The 14,146-nt window shown below is 58.0% G+C and carries 17 protein-coding genes; 3 read left to right on the top strand and 14 right to left on the bottom strand.

Features of this window, described 5'->3' with window-relative positions; genetic code table 11:
* Positions 1–3: 3 nt before the first annotated feature.
* The 11 genes from INF73_RS06630 to INF73_RS06580 all read right to left on the bottom strand — a co-directional run bounded on the left by INF73_RS06630 (position 4) and on the right by INF73_RS06580 (position 8,949).
* Positions 4–1,695: a glycosyltransferase gene (locus INF73_RS06630; protein ID WP_048960815.1), complete on the bottom strand. Its 1,692-nt coding sequence runs from the start codon at positions 1,693–1,695 to the stop codon at positions 4–6.
* Positions 1,686–2,039 carry a hydroxymyristoyl-ACP dehydratase gene (locus tag INF73_RS06625; RefSeq protein ID WP_028014704.1) on the bottom strand — a complete coding sequence of 118 codons (354 nt, stop codon included), beginning with the start codon at positions 2,037–2,039 and terminating at the stop codon, positions 1,686–1,688. Before INF73_RS06625 ends, INF73_RS06630 begins: the two co-directional genes overlap by 10 nt.
* Positions 2,026–3,387: an acyl-CoA synthetase gene (locus INF73_RS06620; protein WP_193540257.1), complete on the bottom strand. Its 1,362-nt coding sequence runs from the start codon at positions 3,385–3,387 to the stop codon at positions 2,026–2,028. Before INF73_RS06620 ends, INF73_RS06625 begins: the two co-directional genes overlap by 14 nt.
* Positions 3,380–3,967, bottom strand: a complete 588-nt coding sequence (locus INF73_RS06615; RefSeq protein WP_047367210.1) for a hypothetical protein — start codon at positions 3,965–3,967, stop codon at positions 3,380–3,382. The genes INF73_RS06620 and INF73_RS06615 overlap by 8 nt, the downstream gene beginning before the upstream one ends.
* A 6-nt stretch (positions 3,968–3,973) precedes the next feature.
* Entirely contained in the window at positions 3,974–4,225 is a 252-nt protein-coding gene (locus INF73_RS06610; RefSeq protein ID WP_024908875.1) for an acyl carrier protein, read from the bottom strand.
* A 10-nt stretch (positions 4,226–4,235) separates the two neighbouring features.
* Positions 4,236–4,493, bottom strand: coding sequence for a phosphopantetheine-binding protein (locus INF73_RS06605; RefSeq protein ID WP_028014701.1), 258 nt, complete (start codon positions 4,491–4,493; stop codon positions 4,236–4,238).
* On the bottom strand, positions 4,474–5,289 hold the full coding sequence (locus INF73_RS06600) for a 1-acyl-sn-glycerol-3-phosphate acyltransferase (RefSeq protein ID WP_047367235.1): 816 nt from the start codon (positions 5,287–5,289) through the stop codon (positions 4,474–4,476). The genes INF73_RS06605 and INF73_RS06600 overlap by 20 nt, the downstream gene beginning before the upstream one ends.
* Positions 5,286–6,008, bottom strand: coding sequence for a beta-ketoacyl synthase chain length factor (locus tag INF73_RS06595; protein ID WP_047367209.1), 723 nt, complete (start codon positions 6,006–6,008; stop codon positions 5,286–5,288). Before INF73_RS06595 ends, INF73_RS06600 begins: the two co-directional genes overlap by 4 nt.
* Before the next feature lie 47 nt (positions 6,009–6,055).
* Entirely contained in the window at positions 6,056–7,120 is a 1,065-nt protein-coding gene (locus INF73_RS06590) for a class I SAM-dependent methyltransferase (RefSeq protein ID WP_193540259.1), read from the bottom strand.
* A gap of 68 nt (positions 7,121–7,188) precedes the next feature.
* Positions 7,189–7,578: a hypothetical protein gene (locus INF73_RS06585; RefSeq protein ID WP_048957384.1), complete on the bottom strand. Its 390-nt coding sequence runs from the start codon at positions 7,576–7,578 to the stop codon at positions 7,189–7,191.
* Positions 7,579–7,899: 321 nt separating this feature from the next.
* Positions 7,900–8,949: an AI-2E family transporter gene (locus INF73_RS06580; RefSeq protein WP_028014696.1), complete on the bottom strand. Its 1,050-nt coding sequence runs from the start codon at positions 8,947–8,949 to the stop codon at positions 7,900–7,902.
* 145 nt (positions 8,950–9,094) lie between these two features.
* Between INF73_RS06580 and INF73_RS06575 the strand changes: the two genes are divergently transcribed.
* Complete coding sequence (locus INF73_RS06575; RefSeq protein WP_192979066.1) at positions 9,095–10,312, top strand: MFS transporter; 1,218 nt, start codon at positions 9,095–9,097, stop codon at positions 10,310–10,312.
* Between the two features lie 4 nt (positions 10,313–10,316).
* On the opposite strand, the gene INF73_RS06570 is transcribed toward INF73_RS06575, so the two are convergent.
* Together INF73_RS06570 and INF73_RS06565 are read right to left on the bottom strand one after the other, a co-directional pair.
* Positions 10,317–10,874: a DcrB family lipoprotein gene (locus tag INF73_RS06570; protein WP_028014694.1), complete on the bottom strand. Its 558-nt coding sequence runs from the start codon at positions 10,872–10,874 to the stop codon at positions 10,317–10,319.
* A gap of 72 nt (positions 10,875–10,946) precedes the next feature.
* Positions 10,947–11,612, bottom strand: coding sequence for a 7-cyano-7-deazaguanine/7-aminomethyl-7-deazaguanine transporter (locus INF73_RS06565; RefSeq protein ID WP_028014693.1), 666 nt, complete (start codon positions 11,610–11,612; stop codon positions 10,947–10,949).
* Between the two features lie 167 nt (positions 11,613–11,779).
* Here INF73_RS06565 and tusA point away from each other — a divergent pair, with 167 nt between their 5' ends.
* Positions 11,780–12,022: a sulfurtransferase TusA gene (gene tusA / locus INF73_RS06560; RefSeq protein ID WP_032653764.1), complete on the top strand. Its 243-nt coding sequence runs from the start codon at positions 11,780–11,782 to the stop codon at positions 12,020–12,022.
* Between the two features lie 63 nt (positions 12,023–12,085).
* Here the strand turns inward: tusA and yhgN are convergent, their stop codons facing one another.
* Positions 12,086–12,679 (bottom strand): NAAT family transporter YhgN, encoded by a 594-nt coding sequence (yhgN, locus tag INF73_RS06555; RefSeq protein ID WP_003861574.1) that lies wholly within the window; start codon positions 12,677–12,679, stop codon positions 12,086–12,088.
* Between the two features lie 177 nt (positions 12,680–12,856).
* Between yhgN and asd the strand changes: the two genes are divergently transcribed.
* Positions 12,857–13,960, top strand: coding sequence for an aspartate-semialdehyde dehydrogenase (asd, locus tag INF73_RS06550; RefSeq protein WP_022649649.1), 1,104 nt, complete (start codon positions 12,857–12,859; stop codon positions 13,958–13,960).
* Positions 13,961–14,146 lie beyond the last annotated feature (186 nt).

Below are 14,146 nucleotides of genomic sequence, written 5' to 3'. Positions count from 1 at the left end.
CCTTTACTCCTTCTCTCTGGACTCTGGCAGATGCCAGAAATCGAAAAAATTAAACCAGTCGAGCGGCGACATCAGGGCGTAATGCTCCAGCCGCTGCGCGTAGCGATCGACGGTAGCCTGCAGCGCCTGCTGGCGTTCCCCGCGCGGCAGGATCAGCGGGTCGGCAAACGGCTCGCTGTGCAGGACGAGCTTCCCCTGCTGGCGCAGGGCGAAAATCAACACCACCGGACAGCGCAGGATGGAGGCCAGGATAAACGGCCCCTGAGGGAACGGTGCGGGCTGGCCCATGAACGGGCTCCAGATCACCCGCCACTCGCCGCCACGCTGCGGGTTGACGGCGATGCGGTCGCCCACGATCGCGACCCATTCTCCGCGCTCAAGCTTCTCTTTGATGGCAATGGCGGTGTCCGGGCCGATGTCGGTGACCGACATCAAATTCACGCCGGCCTGGGGCGCCATTTCGCTCATAATTTGCTTAAAACGCCGGGCGTTCTCGCTGAAGACCAGGGCGTTGATGGTTTTGCTGCCGTCCAGCTGGGCCAGCGCCCGGCAGGCTTCTACGTCGCCAAGATGCGAGGCCAGCAGCAGCTTGCCCTGCGGCGCCGCGATATTAAGCGTTTCGCTCGCGCCGGGAGCAAAGACCACGTCGCGCTTAAACTTCAGCTCGCCGCGCCAGCTGGCGACTTTGTCCAGCATCGCGTTGCCGAAGCGCATGAAATGGAAAAAGCTGTTGAGCTGTTCTGGAACAGGCATGTTCCGCTGCATCAGCACCTGCTTCACGCGTGCAATCCACTGCCGCGAAGCCTGCCGCGCCGGACGCGCGATCAGCCAGTAGACGCCGATAACCGGCCACAGCAGCACGGTAAACGCCCGCCGCCCCAGCAGCTGCCAGACGCGCAGCATCAGGCGCATGCCCCACAGGCCTTTAACCTCGTCCTGCTGCGCCCAGTGCTGGCCGCGTCGACGGAAGAGCAGGCCGGGAATGCGGGGCAGCATGCCGAAGAACAGCCGGGTATGCATCAGGGAGATCCGCACGTTATCTTTCAACGCGTCGAAGTGGGACAACCCGTCCTGCGGATAGGTCACGCGGGTGGGCAGAAAGACGCTGGTGTTGCCCTGCCAGTAGAGACGGACCATCACTTCGGTGTCAAAGTCCATCCGTTTACCGAGCGTTTCACGCGCGGCGAGCCGCAGCGTGGGCGAGACCGGGTAGACCCGAAAGCCGCACATGCTGTCTTTAAGCTGCAGGGATAAGGTCTCAATCCATACCCAGACGTGGGTGACCCAGCGCCCGTAGAGCCGCGAGCGCGGGATGGAATCATCGTAAACGGGCTGGCCGGAAATCAGCGCGTCCGGGTGGCGCTCCGCCAGCGCCAGCATTTTGGGAATATCTTCGATGGCGTGCTGGCCGTCCGCGTCCACCTGCAGGGCGTGGGTATAGCCCGCACGCGCGCACTCCTCCAGCCCCCTGATGACCGCGGCACCTTTACCGGCGTTTTGCGCCAGACGGACCAGCGTCATCTGCGGCTGCTCCGCCGCCAGCCGCTCAAGCTCCTGGCGGGTGGCGGCTTCGCTGCCGTCATCCACTACCAGGCACGGCAGGCCAAACGGCGAGAGGCGCGACAGTACGCTGGCCATCGTGGCGCCGTGGTTGTAGCACGGGATCAGCACGCAGGGGCGGAAGGTTACTGACATAGACGAATTTTCCCGCTGCTGGCGGTATGGCGTTCAGCCCCGTCATGACGCAGGTAGCTGAAGGTCAGCAGTTTGCGCCCGGCATGCCACTCAAGCACCAGCGTCACCGTGGTTTCCGGCAGCAGAGGCGCCTGGAACTTCACGTTTTGAATGCTGTGAAAGCGGTAGCCCGGTGCCAGTAAGGTCGTTGCGTAGTGCATCACCCAGTCAAGCTGCGCAACGCCGGGCAGCAGCGGCTGTACGGCAAAATGGCCCTGAAACCAGAACAGAGAGGCGTCGAGATGCAACACGATCTCCAGCTTCTCCGGCTGTGCCTGATGGCGCTCGATTTCATGAATTTTCATGAAATAACTCCTCTAACTGCGCATAGACACGCTTGTTCATACTGTTTACCGGCATCTCATCGACAATGCGCCAGTAGCGTGGAACTGCGACCGGCTCAAGCCACGGCAGCAGGGCGCGTCGCCAGGCGAACTCCTGCGCTTTTTTATCCTGCAGATGCCAGCGCTGACGAACCGCCTCATCCAGCACCAGCAGGACGCCAATCCCCTGACGGCCCCCGCGCGTAACCGGCAGCGCAGCCGCCTCGCAAACGCCGTCGAGCTCCAGCAGGCGACGCTCAATCTCGTTAAGCGAGATGCGCTTTTCTTCAATTTTGACCACCCGCCCGCGACGACCGGCGATGCTAAACAGCCCCGCACTGTCGAAGTGGAGGATATCGTCCAGCTGGAGTCCTTCAGCCTCATGGATAAGCAGCGAAGTGACGCGGCAGGCGTCATCTTCCTGATGGAAGTTTACGCCGGGGAAGGGTCGCCACGGCAGGTTATCTTCCACGCGATGGCGCCAGGCGAGGATCCCGGTTTCGGTGCTGCCATAAATTTCGTCCGGCCAGATGTTAAGCCAGCCAACCGTGGTGGAGACGTCACGCCAGGGCAGCATTCCGCCCGCGGAAATCAGCATCCTGACGGGCGGCACGGCCAGTTCGGTATCCAGGCGCTTCAGGAACGCAGGGCTGCTGATGAACAGGTAATGCCGGTCATGAGGAAGGGCGGCCAGCTGCTCTGCGTAGTAGAGCATCGCGGCATGCAGCGGCAGGCCCATCGCCATCGGCAGTACGATGCGAAATGTCAGGCCATAGAGATGTTGCGGGACGACGGAGGCCACAACGCTACAGCCAGCCAGGCGTTCGCCGAAGCGGTCAGCCAGCAGGCGGGCTTCGCGATCCAGGCTGACGATGTGCTTAACCACCCGGCGCGGCATTCCCGTGGAGCCGGAGGTGAACAGCTCGACGAAGCGGTTTTCGTTAATCTCCGGCAGGGGTACCCAGCGGGCGATCGTCTGGTGGCGGGAGGCTACCACAATCAGCTGCCCGTCAATATCGAGGGACCGATCGCTCAGGACGCCACTAAACAGCGGCTGCTGCTCCTCAAGCAGCGAAACGCGGCTATGGCCGGGAATGACCGGCGTTTTACCGGCATGCAGCGAGGCCAGCAGCGCAACGATAAACAGGTAGCTGTTTTCAAAGCACAGCGCCCAGCGCTCGCCTTCCTGCTGACGCAGGGTGTCGACCAGTAACGTCACGTCGTGGCGCAGCTGGCCCAGCGTCCAGGTACGATCGTCGAGCCAGGCGACGGGCGTGTCGTCAGGGCGGGGCGCGTTTAACCACTGGCCCAGCGGAAGGGGGTTAGTCATTCTGCATCTCTTTTTTTATCACCCGCTGGCGCACCAGCCACTCTGCCGCCATCAGCGTTCCCATCAGGATGTAAGCCACCATACCGTTCCACAGCGTCCACAGATGCATGTCGCCGTGCAGGACGGTATACAGCGCCATCGCCCCGTTGCCGATGAAAAATCCGCACCAGACGAGGGTCACCCTGCGGGTATAGCGCACGCCCTCCGGCGGCAAATTTGGCTCTCGCAGGCGCGCCAGGCGTTCGACCAGCGGCATCGCTGTCCAGAGCGAACCGCCGAAGACGGCGAGCATCACAAGATTAACGACCACAGGGTAAAACAGCAGCCACTGGTGGGTTTTCAGCAGGTAGCTTGCCGCGCAGAGCGCGATCCCCGCCAGCGCCACGCACTGCACCACATACCGCATCGGGCCGGTGTTATGCCGCGCCTGGCGCAGCCGCAGCAGCAACAGCAGCGCCATCACCGGCAGCAGCCACGGCAGGCTGTTATGCGTCAGCCCAAATCCAATCAGGAAAGGCCACGACAGCAGCATCAGCCCCGTCAGGAGTGGGATGACCGGGAACGTCCGTCCACCACGCACGGTGTCTTACTCTTCGCGCAGCAGCTGTTCGACGGCGTCTACCACATCCTGAACGGTACGAACCGATTTGAAGGTTTCCGGCTTGATTTTCTTACCGGTTTTCTTCTGGAGATGGACAATCATGTCCACCGCGTCAATGCTGTCCAGCTCCAGGTCTTCGTAAAGACGGGCTTCGGGCGTAATGTCCTGCGGGTCGATTTCAAAGAGTTTGGTCAGAAGGCCGCAGACTTCCTGATAAATGGTTTCTTGTTCGGTCATAGTTCACATCTCAGGCGCGTTGGGCGTGGATAAAGGACGCCAGGGTGGCGACGGAAAAGAAGTGCTGGCGCATCTCTTCGCTTTCGGCAGAAAGCACCACGCCATACTGGTTTTTCACCGCCAGACCCAGCTCCAGCGCGTCGATAGAGTCGAGACCCAGCCCGTCGCCAAACAGCGCGGCATCGGTATCAATATCCTCTGCGGTAAGCTCGTCCAGATTCAGCGTGGTGATAATGAGATTCTTAATTTCAAGATAAAGCGCTTGCATCATTAATTCCTGACAAAGATTGAAGGCCTGATGTTAATCGATGCTGCAGGTGCCGGTTTAACTGCCTTGCCGCCAGTGCCGGTTCTTGTTGCCTTGCATCGTAAAATTCGTCGATGTTCACGCGATCGCGCACATCGACGGTAAAGACAGGTTTTGCGGGCGGTACATCATACCAGCGGCTTTTTTTATCCAGCAGGTGCTCGCTGCAGTGGATGAGTACGATCCGCAGATCGCTGCGGCAGCGCACGGCGATATTTGCCGCGCCGCGCTGGAGGGACATCGCCTCACCTGGGCGGGTACGCGTCCCTTCCGGGAAGATTAACAGCGTGTCGCCCTGGGCCAGACGCTGCTGGCTGGCGGCGAGCAGGGGCTCGGCTTCGCTGTTAATCAGATAATCCGCCGCGCGGATAACGCCGCTGACAAACGGATTGCGCAGCAGCGCGCTTTTCACCAGACAGTCGGTTTCGGGCATTACCGACGCCAGAATCACGTAGTCAATTAACGTAGGGTGGTTAGCCACCACCAGGCAGCCCCGATCGCCGCGCAGGGCATCAAGATTGTGGATGCGATAGTCCAGCACCCCGGTGCCGCGGGCAACGGTTAAGAAGAAGCGGAAGCTGGCCGCGATGCTGCGGCGCGCCAGGCGACGGCGTTTGGCGCGATCGCGCTGGGCAATCAGCAGCAGGTTGAACCAGACCAGCGACAACAGCAGCCCGCCCGCGCCAAACAGCACGAAGCAGAATCCGGTCATGACCAGACGCCATAGCCAGTTGATCCGGGCGGTCAGGCGGTTCATTGGCGCGCCCACTGCCACAGCAAACGTTCGCCGGGCACCACAAACTGTTGTTCCTCACGGAGATAGCGTTGCAGGAACATCAGGCTTTGCGGCAGGGCGGCTTCCTCGCCCGTGCTGCCGCTGCGGGTTTCGCACTGCCATTCGCTGCCGGCTTCAATCACCAGCGCCACCGCGTACGGCCAGGTAGGCATCTGCGGCGGTAACGCCGGATGGTAAAATCCCGGCAGCGCGCCGTCAAAATCCACCAGCAGGACGCGGGAGTAGCCCGCATGCAGCAGGCTCAGCACTTCACACAGGGCCTGCTGGAAGGTGTCCAGCCCGGCGGAAATGGATGACGAGACAACAGGCTGGCGAGCGGCGATCGTGAGATTGCCCACCGCGGAATTGTGCACGGACATGGCGAAGTCGGTAGGCGAGACGGCCTGCCCGGTCGCCAGCGTATGCAGAATACGGTAATTGCGCTCCAGCTCGCCGTGGCGGCTGGAATAGACGACGGCGTCTATGGCGTGGCTTTGCAGCATGGCAAGACCAATATCCACCGCCAGCTTACTGCCTGAGTTAAGGCGGCGCGCGGTCATCATGGGTAACGCGGTCAGGCGGGGTAGAGGAGCCGTCGGGTCGATGGTCGACTGCAGGCGCGACCACGCCTGCCACTCTGCGGCATCGCTTAGTCCTGGCGCTCTTGCCTGCCAGTCAATAATGTTCAGTGAAAATTTCATCTACGCGCGTCCGCGGAATACCGTATTCAAAGGGCAGGCAGGCTGCGCTATTGTTCACGTTTGGTGCAAATTAACAGGGTATGACCTACCCCAAGGTTATCCAGCCGCTGTGCTATGCTGAAGCCCGCCCTTTCCAGGTAGTGATAAAACTTCTCTACGCTGTAAAACCGGCTATTGCCATTCGCCATACAGGTGAAATAGAGCGAGGTGGCATTCAGGCTGAAAGCCGCCGCTTCATATTTCTGGGCATCCCAGAAAAGCTCCATGATGCACAACCGTGCGCCAGGCTTCATGACCTCTGCGACGCGCGTCAGCATGGCGACAATCTGATCCGGAGAGAAACAGTCGAGGAACTGGCTCATCCACCAGACGTCGGCATCTCCCGGCAATGCCGACGGACTAAGCATATCGACAGCATGGAATCCAATACGATGAGAAAAACCTGCTTTTTCGATGTTTTCCTGCGCCAGCGCTATCTGCTGCGGGAGATCGAGGATCGTCACGGCAACATTGTCGTCATAGCTGCAGCAGCGTAACGACCATTTACCTGTATTTCCGCCCACATCGTACAATTTTGTCGGCGAGCTTGCGAATATATATGGCAACGCAGCGTCAAAAGCGGCGTCGGAATAGTAATGATCGAAGGCAAACCAGCTCTCTTTTGCCGGGGCAGGAAGCTGGGATAAAGCCGGATAGATGGTTGGCCAGTCGCCAAACACGGATAATCCAGCCGGTTTTTCTTTCTGCAGGGCATCGGCCAGATGAAATAACCCCTGGTAACAGACGTCCTGCGTGAAATCCATATTAACGCGGGTCATGGGATCGTGGAGTAAGAAATGGCCCACTTTCGCCAGGAAATAACGACATTCTTTATAAGTAATTATCCGCCCGCTTAATCCCATGTCTAACAATACGCTGACGGCATAACTGCTCAGGGTACTGTTTTCGGTTATTTCGTCGAGGCTCGCCCCCTTATTACCCTGTTTATCGAGCCAGGCGAGAACGCCCGAGTTACGCAGACAAAGCGCGGTCTGAAATAACATCGGCGCAAAAGCGATGCGTTGCGCTTCGGTAATGGCATCCAGCGCGCTGAGCGTGTCCTTTTCGTACATTGTTGCGTAACCTTTCAGGGTAAGAAATGAGGTTATCGGGCCATGTCCGGCCCGACTTTAGAAAAATATTACAGCGCGGCACCCGCAGAAAGGTTCAGCTGAATATCATGGTCGAGGTTGTTCACCCAGCGGTTATAATTTTTGTGAATTTTACCGTCTGCCGCTTTCAGGTTCAGGCTGCTTTCGTAATTAATTGAATAACTTGTCGCAGAGTAGGGAATACGCACCTGGACCGAGTGATCGCGTGCCTGCAGACGGCCCTTAATCACGCCCGGGCCCGCTTCCGTCATGATCCAGTCACGCTTCTGGCCTGCTTTCAAAATGGCTGTTTTCACCTGATCGGCAGTATGACCCGCGCTCACGACAGAGTGAACCTGAGCAATAGGGGCGGTACGCGCACAGCCAGCCAGTGCGCCAACGAATACGGCGGCAGCGCACCATTTAACGAGCTTTTTCATCAACAACTCCATATCAATAATAACAATTAAAGGTAGTGTTTTTTACAAATAAGCATCACCAGGCTTAGGGATTAAGTCAGGTGTGTTTTTAATCAATATTAATGTTTACATTACGTCGTCGCTAAGGCGGGGTATAATATCACGCAAAATAATTAATCATTCCGTTTTTTTTAATTTGCTTTAAGGGGGGTGTTGCATTTAAGCGAAATCTGGGTGAGTTGATAAAAAATGGAAGGAATAAGCCTTAACGCAAATAAAAATACCGCGACGGTGAGCGTCGCGGTATTTGACGGTATAAACACGTTTACACAGACAGATACGTTACCCCGGCAACCGGCTCTTCGGCCGCCCCGGCCCAAGCAGGATCGCCAGCTTGCTGCCCCCTTTGGTGGTTTCCATCCAGATTTTACATACGCTGGTCAGCGGGACCGACAGCAGCATGCCGACAGGGCCCAGCAGCCATCCCCACACGAGTAAGGATAAAAAGACGACCAGCGTCGACATGCCCAGCCGGTGCCCCATCATGCGCGGTTCAAGAATGTTGCCCAGCACCATATGCACGACGAGGAACAGCGCACCGACCAGCATACATTCGTAGAAACCGTTAAACAGAAACGCCTGAATCATCGGCGGCACGGCAGAAAGCACTGCGCCAATATTCGGCACGTAGTTCAGCAGAAACGCCAGCACCCCCCACATCAGCGCGAACTGAACATCCATCAGCATCAGCCCCAGCCAGACAATAATCCCGGTCCAGACGCTTAGCAGCGTTTTCAGCGCCAGATATTTGGAGACGCCCTTTAAGGCGCGGTGTAGGCCGGCAATGTGTATTTGCGGGTTATTTAAAGCAAAGCGCAGCTTATACGGAACATGGCGCACTTCGAACAGCATAAACACTACCGTCATGACCAGCAGCAGTATGCTGGCCATCGCGCCGGAAAGGCCGGTCATCAGCGTGGTGGCGTAGGTCATGACCTTCTCGGAATCCATCCTGCGCAGCATCCGTTCTGGCGAAATATGCAGGTTAAGAAAGGGCATCATCTCCTGCAGCGCGACGATTTTACGCGTCAGCTCTTTATTGTACTGCGGCAACATGGTGGAGAATTCGCTCAGCGATGCCGCCAGTACGCCGAAGAGCGCCGTCAGGCCAATCAGCATCACGATAACCACGATGGTGATGGCCACCGGGCGGCTCACGCCCCGGCGTAAAAACCAGGTCACCAGCGGATTGAGGACAATGGCAAAAAAGAGCGCCAGCAGGAGCTGGACGATAATGTCAGCGGCAGCATGTATACCCGCAAGGATAACCACCAGACAGGCGAGTTTTAATAAGATATGGAGTCCTGCTTTATCAGGCTGGGGAGCTAACATGCGCGTTCCTTAATAAGATGACCCGATAAGTGTAGTGCCTTAGGGCCGCTTCGTCTGGCACCGATAATCTGAAAGTCGGGGCTGATTTTCTTATTGCTCCGTGGTAATAGTGAAACACTGTTGCAAAAAATTCAGGTAGAACCCCATGCCAGAACCTGCCGCCGAACCGGCGCTGAGCGGATTGCGCCTCAATCTGCGCATTGTTTCCGTCGTTATCTTCAACTTTGCCAGCTATTTAACGATCGGCCTGCCGCTGGCGGTTCTGCCGGGCTACGTCCATGACGTGATGGGTTTTAGCGCGTTCTGGGCGGGGCTGGTCATCAGCCTGCAGTATTTCGCCACGCTCCTTAGCCGCCCGCACGCCGGGCGCTACGCCGACCTGTTCGGTCCCAAAAGCATTGTGGTAGTGGGATTGTGCGGCTGTTTCCTCAGTGGTCTGAGCTACCTGCTGGCTGCCGCTACCAGCCACTGGCCGCTGGTCAGCCTGGCGCTGCTTTGCCTGGGCCGCGTCATTCTCGGGATTGGGCAAAGCCTGGCAGGAACCGGCTCGACGCTATGGGGTGTGGGGGTTGTCGGTGCACCACACATTGGCCGGGTTATCTCGTGGAACGGGATCGTCACCTACGGGGCGATGGCGCTCGGCGCGCCGCTTGGCGTGGCCTGTTACGCCTTTGGCGGTCTGTATGGACTGTCGCTGACCATTATAGCGGTCGCGCTTGTGGCGATACTGTTTGCGCTGCCGCGCCCGAAGGTGAAGGCCAGCAAGGGCAAGCCGCTGCCGTTTCGGGCCGTGCTGGGGCGCGTCTGGCCGTACGGCATGGCGCTGGCCCTGGCGACCACCGGCTTCGGCGTCATTGCGACCTTCATTACCCTGTTTTATGACGCCAAAGGCTGGGAGGGCGCGGCCTTTGCGTTAACCCTCTTCAGCGGTGCGTTTGTTGGCGCACGCCTGCTTTTCCCGAACGGTATCAACCGTCTGGGCGGGCTGAACGTGGCGATGATTTGCTTTACGGTAGAGATTGTCGGGCTGCTGTTAACCGGCATCGCCAGCGCGCCCTGGATGGCGAAAATTGGCGTCTTCCTGGCGGGAGCCGGTTTCTCGCTGGTCTTCCCGGCACTGGGCGTGGTGGCGGTTAAAGCGGTGCCGCAGCAGAACCAGGGGGCGGCGCTGGCGACCTATACGGTATTTATGGATATGTCTTTAGGCATAACCGGGCCGCTGGCGGGGCTGGTGATGGCCTGGGCGGGGGTACCGGTGATCTATCTTGCCGCGGCGGGTCTGGTGATAATTGCCCTGCTGCTGACGTGGCGGCTAAAAAAATGGCCCCCGGTGCCGGCACCGGAGGCCACGTCATCGTCGTGAAGGGTTACTGGATCACGATGGTGTTAATGATGTTTTCAGCAGCCGTCTGCGCTTTCTGCTGATCTTCCGCTGGCAGGGTGATCTGCAGGGTCAGCAGTTTGTTATCAACCTTGCCCAGCACCACAGAAGACCAGGCGGTCTGGCCTTTCGCGGAGATGATGCTGTCCAGCTGCTGCAGCTTATGGCCTTTCAGCTCGATGGATTTATTGGTTACCACCTGCAGCTGCGGATCGCGGCCGCGCTGCTGATCTTCCAGACGTTTGGACAGGACGGCCAGGTCTTCGCTGGTGTCGTCGCCCACAATCACAATGACCGCTTTCTGGCCGGTTGCGTCGGAGTAAACGTGCATGTTATTCGCCTGGGTGCCCAGCTTGCCGCTCTGGTCAGTCATATCGGCTGGCAGAGAGAAACTGAGTTTGCCATCCATCAGATTCACCGGCTGACCGGTCGCGTTGCTTTCTGCGGATGCGCCCTGAGCAGGCGTTTTCGTGTCGCTGTTATCACAGGCTGCAAGACCCACAACCAGCAGGCCAATCCCGACATATTTAACCAGATTGCGCATTGACTTCTTCCTTTCGATAAACGGCCATAGCGGCTCATTCACCCATCTTATCACAACTGATAAAGCGAACCCTTAACCAGCCTGCAATGCCGTGATTTCAGATTTATCTGCCAGCCTTTTCAGCAGCATATTCAGCAGCACGCCGTACATCGGCAGGAAGAAAACAATGCTGATGAGCACCTTGAAGCAGTAGTCCACCAGCGCGATCTCCATCCAGTGCTCGGCCATAAAGGCATCCGGGCTGCGCCAGAAGGCGATGAAGAAGAAGGCCAGCGTATCGCTCACGTTGCCGAACAGCGTGGACGCGGTCGGCGCCATCCACCAGCGGTGATTCTGACGCAGGCGGTTAAACACGTGCACGTCGAGGATCTGCCCCAGCGCGTAGGCCATAAAGCTTGCCGCGGCGATACGGGCGACAAACAGGTTGAAGTGTGTCAGCGCCTCAAAGCCCTGCCAGCTTCCCATGTAAAACAGGGAGGAGATCACGTACGAGATGAACAGCGCCGGAAGCATGACCGCAAAGATAATGCGGCGTGCCAGCGGTGCGCCGAAGATACGCACGGTCAGATCGGTGGCGAGGAAAATAAACGGAAAGCTGAACGCGCCCCAGGTGGTATGAAAACCAAAAATGGAGATCGGGAGCTGCACCAGGTAGTTGCTGGAGGTGATCACCAGCAAATGGAAAAGCGAAAGCCAGAACAACGCTTTTACGCGCTGTGATTCAGAGAACTGCGTCATATTGTGACCTTTTTATACGTTGGGGTGAGGGAACCCAATAAAAACCGCAGCATGATACTGCTTTGGCTGGACATTGCAATGGTTAGTTTTTGCGCAATCGTTAACCTGGTTTGCATTGCCCGCGCCGGGGCGTAAACTACAGCCGTTTTTATCTGACCGAGAAGATCATGACCGACCTGTTTTCCAGCCCAGACCACACCCTTGATGCCCAGGGCCTTCGCTGCCCGGAGCCGGTAATGATGGTACGTAAGACCGTGCGTAACATGCAGACCGGTGAAACGCTGCTGATTATTGCCGACGATCCGGCCACCACGCGCGATATTCCCGGTTTTTGTACCTTTATGGAGCATGAGCTGGTGGCGCAGCAGACGGAAACGCTGCCGTACCGGTATTTGATTCGTAAGGGGTAGGTGGTCGGCCTCTGCGGCCTGATGCCCTCACCCCGGCCCTCTCCCACGGGGAGAGGGAGAAAGTCATCCTTTCATCCACGCCCGGATGCCGTCCAGGAACATCTGCGTCGCCATCATTACCAGAATCAGCCCCATCAGACGCTCCAGCGCGTTTACCCCTTTCTCACCCAGCAGGCGCAGGAACAGCGACGACTGCAGCAGAATAATAAATGTTCCGCCCCAGGCAATCAGCAGGGCAATGACCAGATGGCTCATCTGATTCGGATACTGATGCGACAGCAGCATCAGCGTCGCCAGAATGGTTGGCCCCGCGACGAGGGGAATCGCCAGCGGCACGATAAACGGCTCTTCGCCCGCGGGCAGGCCGCTGCTGCTGCCTTCGGCGCTCGGGAAGATCATCTTAATGGCAATCAGGAAGAGAATAATCCCGCCGGAAATAGAGACCGTTTCGGCGCGCAGGTTCAGGAACGCAAGGATTTTTTCACCGGCAAACAGGAAGATAAACATCACCAGCAGGGCAATAAGCAGCTCGCGGATCATGATCGCCCGGCGGCGCTTCGGCTCGGTGTGCTTCAGCACCGACATGAAGATGGGCAGGTTGCCCAGTGGATCCATTATCAGGATCAATAAAACCGCTGCTGAAATGATTTCACTCATGTAAATTATCCCTGAAACTCTCTATGGTTATTATGATAATTAGCTGTATTTCTGATTGCCGGGCAATCATCGATTAATTTCGCTTGCGACTTTGGCAGCATTTTGTAATGTGAAGCATATCCCAGTTCAATACTGGCTTGCACAATCAGCACACACCCTCAGCAGGAAAAAAATGCTATGAAAAACGTTGGTTTCATCGGCTGGCGCGGTATGGTCGGCTCTGTACTCATGCAACGCATGGTTGAAGAGCGCGATTTCGACGCTATCCGCCCGGTCTTCTTCTCCACTTCCCAGCTCGGTCAGGCTGCTCCGTCCTTTGGTGGTACCACAGGCACGTTGCAGGACGCTTACGATCTGGAAGCGCTGAAGGCACTCGACATTATTGTGACCTGCCAGGGCGGCGATTATACCAACGAAATCTATCCAAAGCTGCGTGAAAGCGGCTGGCAGGGCTACTGGATTGACGCGGCCTCTTCACTGCGCATGAAAGACGATGCCATCATTATTCTCGACCCGGTTAACCAGGACGTCATCACCGACGGCCTGAACAACGGCGTGAAAACCTTTGTTGGCGGCAACTGCACCGTCAGCCTGATGCTGATGTCACTCGGTGGCCTGTTCGCGCAGGATCTGGTGGAGTGGGTCTCCGTGGCGACCTACCAGGCCGCGTCCGGCGGCGGCGCGCGCCACATGCGCGAGCTGCTGACCCAGATGGGCCAGCTGCACCAAAGCGTCGCGACCGAGCTGGCAAACCCGGCGTCCGCCATCCTCGACATCGAGCGCAAAGTCACTCAGCTGACCCGCAGCGGCGAGCTGCCGGTGGATAACTTCGGCGTACCGCTGGCCGGCGGTCTGATCCCGTGGATCGACAAACAGCTGGATAACGGTCAGACCCGCGAAGAGTGGAAGGGCCAGGCGGAGACCAACAAAATTCTCGCCACCGCGAATACCATTCCGGTTGACGGTCTGTGCGTGCGTATCGGCGCGCTGCGCTGCCACAGCCAGGCCTTCACCATTAAACTGAAAAAAGATGTGTCTATTCCGACCGTGGAAGAGCTGCTGGCCGCGCACAACCCGTGGGCGAAAGTGGTACCAAACGATCGCGATATCACCATGCGTGAACTGACCCCGGCTGCCGTTACCGGCACGCTGACCACGCCGGTTGGCCGCCTGCGCAAGCTGAACATGGGGCCTGAGTATCTCTCCGCGTTCACCGTCGGCGACCAGCTCCTGTGGGGGGCCGCCGAGCCGCTGCGCCGCATGCTGCGCCAGCTGGCGTAATAATTTGTTAAACACGGGGGGTGATTGTCACCCCCTTTTTTTGCGTACTACAGGGAGTAAAACGCAGATGTCTTATTTTTTATCAGGAGGAACCACGACGTTGGCTATGCTTTAAGGAAGATTTATTTCTCACCTGAGGGTAGGGCGGAGCAGAGAGGATCAACTGCACCGTTTAGGTCACATTAA

This window comes from Enterobacter cloacae complex sp. P6RS (genome assembly GCF_014982245.1).
GTDB classification, from domain to species: Bacteria; Pseudomonadota; Gammaproteobacteria; order Enterobacterales; family Enterobacteriaceae; genus Enterobacter; species Enterobacter bugandensis.
Note: the sequence above shows the minus strand (reverse complement) of the source record. Positions and strands in the feature narration are given on the sequence as shown.